Annotated in this window: 12 protein-coding genes; 5 read left to right on the forward strand and 7 right to left on the reverse strand. The window is 37.7% G+C overall.

Annotated features, from left to right (window positions below; genetic code table 11):
- Positions 1–38 precede the first annotated feature (38 nt).
- Entirely contained in the window at positions 39–872 is an 834-nt protein-coding gene (locus M901_RS07900) for a hypothetical protein (protein ID WP_157679911.1), read from the reverse strand.
- 160 nt (positions 873–1,032) lie between these two features.
- Between M901_RS07900 and M901_RS07905 the strand changes: the two genes are divergently transcribed.
- Both M901_RS07905 and M901_RS07910 read left to right on the forward strand, forming a co-directional pair.
- Positions 1,033–1,305, forward strand: a complete 273-nt coding sequence (locus tag M901_RS07905; RefSeq protein ID WP_021277670.1) for a glycosyltransferase family 2 protein — start codon at positions 1,033–1,035, stop codon at positions 1,303–1,305.
- Positions 1,247–1,891: a glycosyltransferase family A protein gene (locus M901_RS07910; RefSeq protein WP_157679913.1), complete on the forward strand. Its 645-nt coding sequence runs from the start codon at positions 1,247–1,249 to the stop codon at positions 1,889–1,891. Before M901_RS07905 ends, M901_RS07910 begins: the two co-directional genes overlap by 59 nt.
- 50 nt (positions 1,892–1,941) lie before the next feature.
- Here the strand turns inward: M901_RS07910 and bfr are convergent, their stop codons facing one another.
- Positions 1,942–2,442, reverse strand: a complete 501-nt coding sequence (bfr, locus tag M901_RS07915) for a bacterioferritin (protein ID WP_021277677.1) — start codon at positions 2,440–2,442, stop codon at positions 1,942–1,944.
- A 112-nt stretch (positions 2,443–2,554) separates the two neighbouring features.
- The gene (locus tag M901_RS07920) at positions 2,555–3,058 is read right to left on the reverse strand and encodes a hypothetical protein (RefSeq protein WP_021277669.1); all 504 of its coding nucleotides are present in this window, start codon (positions 3,056–3,058) and stop codon (positions 2,555–2,557) included.
- Positions 3,059–3,172: 114 nt separating this feature from the next.
- Between M901_RS07920 and M901_RS07925 the strand changes: the two genes are divergently transcribed.
- On the forward strand, positions 3,173–3,985 hold the full coding sequence (locus M901_RS07925) for a S9 family peptidase (RefSeq protein WP_021277678.1): 813 nt from the start codon (positions 3,173–3,175) through the stop codon (positions 3,983–3,985).
- 14 nt (positions 3,986–3,999) lie between these two features.
- Here the strand turns inward: M901_RS07925 and M901_RS17505 are convergent, their stop codons facing one another.
- Both M901_RS17505 and M901_RS07930 read right to left on the reverse strand, forming a co-directional pair.
- Positions 4,000–4,149: a hypothetical protein gene (locus M901_RS17505; protein WP_021277674.1), complete on the reverse strand. Its 150-nt coding sequence runs from the start codon at positions 4,147–4,149 to the stop codon at positions 4,000–4,002.
- Between the two features lie 17 nt (positions 4,150–4,166).
- The gene (locus M901_RS07930; protein WP_021277671.1) at positions 4,167–4,622 is read right to left on the reverse strand and encodes an ASCH domain-containing protein; all 456 of its coding nucleotides are present in this window, start codon (positions 4,620–4,622) and stop codon (positions 4,167–4,169) included.
- A 92-nt stretch (positions 4,623–4,714) separates the two neighbouring features.
- On the opposite strand from M901_RS07930, the gene M901_RS07935 reads away from it, so the two are divergent.
- A complete protein-coding gene (locus M901_RS07935; RefSeq protein WP_157679915.1) occupies positions 4,715–5,407 on the forward strand; it encodes a glycosyl transferase in 693 nt (230 codons plus the stop codon).
- Between the two features lie 19 nt (positions 5,408–5,426).
- The gene (locus tag M901_RS07940) at positions 5,427–6,359 is read left to right on the forward strand and encodes a radical SAM protein (RefSeq protein ID WP_021277667.1); all 933 of its coding nucleotides are present in this window, start codon (positions 5,427–5,429) and stop codon (positions 6,357–6,359) included.
- On the opposite strand, the gene M901_RS07945 is transcribed toward M901_RS07940, so the two are convergent.
- Entirely contained in the window at positions 6,360–6,797 is a 438-nt protein-coding gene (locus tag M901_RS07945) for a methylglyoxal synthase (RefSeq protein ID WP_034721325.1), read from the reverse strand. It abuts the gene before it with no gap.
- 86 nt (positions 6,798–6,883) lie between these two features.
- Complete coding sequence (locus M901_RS07950; protein WP_034721320.1) at positions 6,884–8,182, reverse strand: hypothetical protein; 1,299 nt, start codon at positions 8,180–8,182, stop codon at positions 6,884–6,886.
- Between the last annotated feature and the right edge of the window lie 250 nt (positions 8,183–8,432).

Genomic DNA, 8,432 nt, shown 5'->3' on the forward strand with positions numbered 1-8,432 from the left:
AAACAAATGAAGACAGAGCTGAGAAAATATAACCTCAACTAATCTCTTGTTTTACTCTGCTGGTCTTCATCTGATCTTGGAACATACCAACAAAGTGGTCTCAATCCTCTTTCATGCCCATTAAATTTTGAGCAGAAACCTTGATTATACTTTTCTAAATCAGGCATTGAAGCCGCTTGCTTACCGAGGTTACATAGAGAGCCTGCAAAGAGAGTGTCTAATCGGCATTGTGGATTTGGATAACCATTGAAGATAATAAACATTCTCACGTAAGGATCTGGGGTATCAAAAGCAGGAACTTGATCAAGACCAGATAGTGAAGCAAAAGTTAGGGCCATCGCTCTATTAGCTAAAGATGTTCTAAGACAAATCTCATAACTTTCAGTTTTCTCGTTAAAGCTCTTTCCACACTGATCAAGAGCATAGGGATCAACTGCTTGCTCCCCCATAATCTTCTTATGATCTTGGCCTTTAATAATTTTCTTGAAACATCTTGAAGTTGAAAAGTAATCGGCCTGACCTTCAGAGCTTGCTATATTAAAAGGTTTAATCGTTGGGGCTCCACCAATAAGGTGCCCTAATTCATGACACCCAACAAGGGTAAAGCTATCTGCAGTCATAGTCTCAAAACGAGCAAGTCCGCCATACATTTTAAAAAAGTAGTGGCCGTCTCTTTTCCAGGCCTTCGCATTGACTACACCATCATGCCAATCTCTTTCAACCGTAAACTGAACCCCAAGCCCCTCTATAAATGAGCGATAACTCCCCTCTAACAAATCGATAATCTCATGAAATTCTGTTTCAGATATCTGACTATTAGACTTCTGTTCAACACCAATATAGAGGTCATTTTGAGGAATCATTGAGGCCATGGCCACTGAATGATAAATGAAAAGAGTAAGGATTATCGCGATTTTTTTTCATAAGTTATTTCCGAGATATTTTATGAATGCATCATATGAAACCCCTTTCCACTTTGGCAATTCATTTGTGCCCCCTTGCATTAATATCAAAGGCTTAGGAAAATGAATTATGTCAAAAAATACCATGGCCGTGCTCATTCCAACGTGGAAGAGACCAGAGAAATTTAGAAAATGCCTCAAACATCTTGAGAAACAAACAAGGGCCGCTGATCAGCTCTACCTTGTCTCTAGAATTGAAGATAGTGAAACCCAAGAGATTATTAAAGAATTTCAAAATAAACTTCCTATTATAGCAATTCATGTGGAAAGAGCGGGTGTTATTCATGCAGAAAATGCCGGCCTTAAAAGAGTCAAAGAAGATATTCTTTGTCTTTCTCGATGACGACGCCTACACTCCCCCAAACTGGTTAGAAAATATAGAAGAGCTCCTAACAAAGAATCCAGAATATATTGGAGTTGGTGGACCAGACGTTATCTTCCAAGACCTTCACAAGAACTACCGAAGAGTCGTAGATAAGATTGGTAAAGTTAGTTGGTATGGCAAGATGATAGGAAACCATCATCATGAAGTTATAGATCAATTAGATGTCGATGTCCTAAAAGGTGTCAATATGTCTTTTTGGAGAAAGTATGTTCCCATGCTCGATGAAGAGTTGCAAAGTGATATAAGAGAGGGAAACGGCTCTCATTGGGAACTAGACATCTGCCTTGCAATGTCTAAACATGGAAAATTTCTCTTTAGCCCAAAATTAGAACTCTTACATGATAGTAACCACTCACACTTTATTCCAAATAAAGTCGCAATCAACAATGCCCGAAATTACACCTACGTTATTCTCAAACACTTTGGATTTTTTCAAAGAATTGCCTTTCTCATCTACTTACTTGTGATCGGTAATACAAACGCTTTTGGTATTTTGAAATGCTTTGTGGAATTAGTGAGAAAAAAGAAGGCCGAGTGTTCTTAGAATCTATGCACTCAACCTTCTCGGTATTATAAAAGGTATTAGAACTTTTTTTAGTGTCCAGTCGTTGATTCGTCAGAAGCAGCACCGGCCTGAGACTGAAGATAATTTGCAAGACCGATTTTTTCAATAAGACCGATCTGAGTTTCCAACCAATCAATATGATCATCTTCTGTATCGACAAGAAGTTTCTTTAAGATATCTCTTGAAACAAAATCATCTTCGCTTTCACACACTCTAATTGCGGCCTTAAGGTTCTTAGCGACATCATACTCAAACTCAAGTGATTGCTTAAGCATATCAGTCACATTATCATGAACTTCATAAGCATCTCTCTTAGAAAGACAAGGTGCCCCTCCTAAGAAGATGATTCTTTCAATTAGCATTGAAGCATGTTCTTTTTCATCATCCATCTCATGATTGATACGATCATAGAGTTTCCCAAATCCCCAATCCTTATACATACGAGAATGAAGGAAGTAGAGATCCATAGATGTCATTTCCCCCGTAAGAAGAAAGTTTAGTTGATCAATAACTTTTTGAGATCCTTTCATATGATTTCCTTTAATTTAAATTATATAAAAATTAATTATCTCAATGAATGAGTAAAATTGAAACAAAAAAGGGAGCTTTGAGCTCCCTATATCTTGTATGACTAATTAAACATTAGATAGATTCTTTGAACATTTCTAGGTGTCCAAGAACCTCTGAAATCTCATCATTAATTTGTCTTCTATCACCTTTTTTAAGCCTTTTCTTCTTTGAAATGATGACAACAGTAGCAGGGTGAACAATAAGTTCTTTTGCTTCAAAACAAACCTCATCAGACTTTGGTAGGGCCTCTCCATCATGATATTGCTTTTCAATTTGATGAAGACTTAGCGCCTGCATTTTATCAGCAGAATCAATAACACCTTTTAAGAACCCCTCACATTGTGGGTACTTCTTAGAATAAGCAAGAAGGATTGGCCCAGCTTGAGAAATCAGAGATTTTGCACTTTTAAGTAGCAGCTCGTTACTTTTCTTATCTCTATTATTAGTGATTAGAGATCTGGCCTCTTTATCATAGCCATCAACCATCTTATTCAATTTCATCGCCTCTTCTTTGTGAGAAGATGAACAAGATACTAAAACTAGTGAGAAAACAGCAATATAGCTAAATAATTTCATAGAAACTCCATAAGTTTGATAAATCATACTAAATTTAACACATGCAAACAATTGGTCAACAAAAATGGCGGAAAATTTTAGAAAAATGATAAAATAAAGAGGGAGAACTGATTCATGGCAAAGACTATACCCTACACATTTCATAATCCTGATGGAAGAGAACTCTCAGGGAAACTAGAGCTACCGGATTGCCCTCCTAAGGCCTTTGCTATTTTTGTTCATTGCTTTACAGGTAATAAAGACTTCAGCGCCAATAGGAGAATCTCACGAACTCTCAGAGAGCATGGCTTTGCTGTGCTTCGTTTTGACTTTACGGGACTAGGAGCCAGTGAGGGTGATTTTTCAGAAACAAATTTCAGCTCCAATCTTAGAGACTTAAAAAGTGCTTACCAACAACTTGAAAGAGAATATAGCGCCCCTCAGATATTAATTGGTCACAGCTTAGGAGGTGCCGCAGTTCTCACATTGGCAAGTGAGCTACAAAATATTAAGGCCGTCATTACAATAGGGGCCCCAAGCTCGACAGTTCACCTCACCCACCTATTCAAAGGTCATCTCGAGAAAATAGAAAATTGCGGAGAAAGTGAAGTTGAAATTGGCGGCAGGCCTTTTACAATAAAGAAACAATTTCTAGAGGATATTAAATCTCACAAAGTTTTAGAAAAAGTGCAGAGAATGAGAAAGGCCCTATTAATCTTTCACTCACCTGAAGATGAAACTGTTGAGATTGAAAATGCCAAAGATATTTACACCCATGCCAGACACCCAAAGAGCTTTATCTCACTCTCCGGTGCGGATCATTTATTAACGAAAGCCCAAGACACAGAGTATGTGGCCAATATTATTGCAAGTTGGTGTGACCGCTATATTGAAGATGACAATATTAATTCACAAGAGACGGTACCAAATAAGCTTGCCGCCTCTTAGTTTAAGTTATGCTCTTACTTAGAAGAGAGATAAATGATAGAAGCTGCACCAACAACAATCATTCCAATCAAAATATAGAGATTCAAAGAACTCTTTGTCTTCACATCCTGCTGTACTTGTTGATTCTTATTCTTCTTATGGTAGTTCTTCTTTTTCTTACTCATTATTTAAACCTTTAAACCTATTTGAAAACAACTTCAAAATGTTCTGTAATCACTTCTGCATTTTCAAGACTATCAATCTCTAACTCTTCCAGAAAAAAAGAAAAGAAGTCTTCATGGACATTTTGCCAATGCGCAAGAGACTTATCGCCCTCACCTTCAGCGGCCGCAACAGACTCAGGCACATCATAGAACATATGCTTTTCAGTATCTGTAATTTTAATAATACAAACTGGCTCTTTCTCAGAGTTAATCACAACGTGGAAATCACCGGCCTTTGGAAGAGGGTCTCCCGCCATCTCAAAGTCTTTGACAAGACTAGAGCCGGCCGTCTTCTCTCCACTCACGATGAGCTCACAAAGTTGATCAGCAATATCAGGTCCGCCAAACATACTTATATTGTAATTGTCGTGATCGATACCTTCGCTAGATTTAAAATTATTCCAATACTCTTGGGCCTGCTGTGCAACTTCCATAGAAATCCATTTTTAAGTTAATATAAAGTCTTGATATTATGGTAAACTAAGACACATCAAAAGGTCAAAAAATAAGGAATAATCCCTCTGCCATGAAGATATGTTTGATTTCTCCCATTAAAGATGGCCAAATTTCGCCGCAACTCGCCAAAGTTATCAATTGGCACCAGCAGACAGACTATGAGTTCATTCTGGTCAACTCAGGCAACTTGCTAGAGCTTAAAAATAATAAGATTCAAGTCTTACAGAAAGAGACAAATTCTCGTGCTGAAAAAATGAATTTTGCGGCCTCGGCAACGACAGCACAATTCTTTGTTTTTATTCACCCGAGAAGCTTTTTAGAAAAGTCAGCAATAGAGCAGCTTACACGAACAATCAATAAGAAAGAGCTTCAATGGGGTGCCTTTACCCATCGCTTTGATAAGAGAAATAGACTCTTAGACTTTACATCATGGTACTCAAATAATATTCGCGGAAAGTTCTCACAAATCTACTATCTTGATCACTGTCTTTTTATTAAGAGGGAATTATTTGAAAATATACAGGGCTTCCCAAATCTCTCAATATTTGAAGATACAGCAATATGTGAAAAACTGAGAAAACACTCACCTGCTTTTCTTTGCAAAAGTTTTAGCACGACCTCAAGTGTACGCTTTAATAAGAATGGACTACTTAAACAAATTCTCTTAAATCAAATTCTCAAAATTGCTTACCATCTCGGAGTAAACGATGAGAGAATGAATAAGATTTATGAGCGAGGATTAAATTTAAATTCCAAATATTAAATTCATGTAAGGGAAGAATATGACTAAGGATATAATCAAAAAGTTTAGTGACCCCTTTATTACCAATGATGGAAGTGAAAGGGCCTTTGTTGACTTAATAGAGCTAAGAACACTTTGGTTCAATACCGGAAGTCGCTGTAACCTGAGTTGTGAAAATTGTTATATAGAATCAACACCAACTAACGACAGGCTTAGCTATATTAAAGAAAATGAAGTCATTCCCTATCTGCAAGAAGTCAAAGAAAATAGCTGGCCAGTAGAACTAATTGGACTGACAGGAGGAGAGCCCTTTCTCAATCCTGAAATTATGGGCATCATCGAACAAGTGCTCAAAAGAGATTTTGAGGTCCTCGTTCTCAGTAATGCCTACAATGTCATAAACAGAAGAAAGAGCGAATTAATCGCACTTAAGAATAACTACGCAGATAAGTTGCATCTAAGAATCTCACTCGATCACTTTACAAGACAAATACATGAGAAAGAGCGAGGACCAAAAACATTTGAAAAAACGCTCCAAAATATTCGCGAGTTCGTAGAGTTGGGATTTAATATTTCAATTGCCGGTCGTCACTTAAAAGAAGAGAGTTTTGAAGAAGGACTCAACGGCTACAAAGAGTTATTAAAGGACAACCAAATCAATCTTGATCTAAATGGTAAGCTTGTCGTCTTTCCTGAGATGGATCTCAATAAAGACGTTCCAGAGATCACAACAAAGTGCTGGGATATCCTCTCAAAGTCCCCAGATCAACAAATGTGTGCCAGTGAGCGAATGATTGTTAAAAAGAAAGAGCATGAAAGGCCTATAGTGATGCCATGTACTTTACTAGCTTATGATGAACAATTTGATATGGGTCACACTTTAAAAAATTCAAAAAAGAGAGTACAACTCAATCATAAGTTCTGTGCACAATTCTGTGTCCTAGGTGGGGCCAGCTGCTCAACAACCAAGTAACTAAACAGTACGATCTTTAGTATATTGAAGAATATGCTTTAAGTCGCGACGATAAGACTGCTTCATAAGAGGACTTTGCAAAATAAAATCCGCAGAAGTCTTATTGCATGCAACCGCAGCATTCCAAAGCGCGGCTACTCGTAGTAGGGCCTTAACATCGGGATCATGAGGCTGACTTGAAAGAGGGTCCCAAAAGAAAATAAGAACATCCAGCTTTTCCTCAACAATAGCAGAGCCTATTTGCTGATCACCTCCGAGTGGCCCACTCTTGAACTTGATGACATTGATACCGATTTCTTTTTCTATCTTGAGCCCAGTTGTCCCTGTCGCATAAATTTGATGCTCTTTTAAAAGCTCAATATTATCTCTTACCCACTCCATCAACTCCGATTTCTTAGCATCGTGTGCGACAAGAGCAATTTTCTTTAAGTCTTTCATTACAGACATAGCTACCTCAAAATAAAAAGGGAAGGCCATGGCCTCCCCTCTATAGATAATCTAATTATACTATCAAAGAATTTATTCTAGAAGAAAAATCTTAGATTCGCACCATAGTAAGATGATACATCAACACCATCTACATTATCAGTGATTGGCAGCTTACTTGTAAGATCAGCATGCATGAACCAAATCTTTGCTCTAAGACCTAGAGTAATATGCTCTTTATCAAGTTGTGTTTTAATGTTAAGACCTAGTCTATCATTCCAAACAAAGACACCCCAATCAGCACCTAGGTAGTAAGCATCACCAATTCCGTATCCACTTCTTGTGTGGAAACCTGCGTACGGAGAAAGCTTAAATACAGAAAGTTGATAATCTGCTTGTCCGTGTAGTCTAAATAGAGCAGAGTCACCAAAGTTAAGATCTGCATCGTCTTCCTTACTCATCTCAGCAAGCTTTAACTCCTCAAAACCAGCTTTCACTGAGTAGTTCGAGTTCCTATAACCAAACATAAAGTCTGTTACCATGTTCACAAGTGTGTTTTCTGCAAACTCATCAGTTGCCCCACCACCAGAAACAAGTAAGATGGCATCAGCAGTCTTCTTAATATCTAGTCTTCCAAGAGCGTAAAGGTTGAAATCACCAAAGAAGTGCTCATCATACTTATATGTATTAAAAAAACCGGCCTTAACTTCGGCCTTAGCGTAAATATCAACGGCAACAGCATCAACTTCAGTGTTGGCATAACTTGAGTTAAATGGAATTTCTGTAATACCATAAGTATCTTTAATTTGATCAGCTTGAGCTTGAGTGATATCTCCACGCCCAACACAGTAAGCAATAAGGTCAGAACCATTTGCAAGAGGCGCAGCGATAGCAGCTGTTAGACAGCTATCAAGTTGAGTTCTAATATTTGCCGGAACCTGGTCTAGGTTTGCAATTAGCTTTGTTAGTGAAACTGTATCACTCTTTGGAGTAAGCATGGCAAAGATACCAGCATCAACTCTAAAGTTTGGCTTAATCTTAGTATTAAAAGCTGTAAATGAAGGAAGAGGAAATCCTAGTCCAAGATTAGCTCTTAGGATTTGTTCCTTATCAAAATATGTTCTCATGATATCTGTTGCCTCTTGGATATCCTGAGTCTCACTCCCTGTATCGATTGCATCAATACGATCGAAGTCATCCGTCATATCAAGAGTGTCTGGTGAGTAAGTTGCTGAGAGGTTAAAGAAGAAATCGTGTCCGATTGCTCTTGTTAGCTCTAGTGTCTTAAATCTGTCATCTACAAGCGTTGCTCTTTCTACAATGTTATAGGCCATAGCTGGGGCACAAACTGCTCCAATAGCTAAACATAGAGAAAGCTTTTTCATAAAGTGTCTCATTCTCATTCCTTTGATTAATGTGTCATATCAACATTTTATAGAATTTCGAATGAGTTCTAAACTAGGAAAGTTTTTACGCAGATAGTTAATATCTGACTCTAGAAGTCCTTAATCAACTGAATTTATTCTAGAAGAAAAATCTTAGATTCGCACCATAGTAAGATGATACATCAACACCATCTACATTATCAGTGATTGGCAGCTTACTTGTAAGATCAGCATGCATGAACCAAATCTTTGCTCTAAGACC

This window comes from Bacteriovorax sp. DB6_IX (genome assembly GCF_000447775.1).
Taxonomy (GTDB): Bacteria; Bdellovibrionota; Bacteriovoracia; order Bacteriovoracales; family Bacteriovoracaceae; genus Halobacteriovorax_A.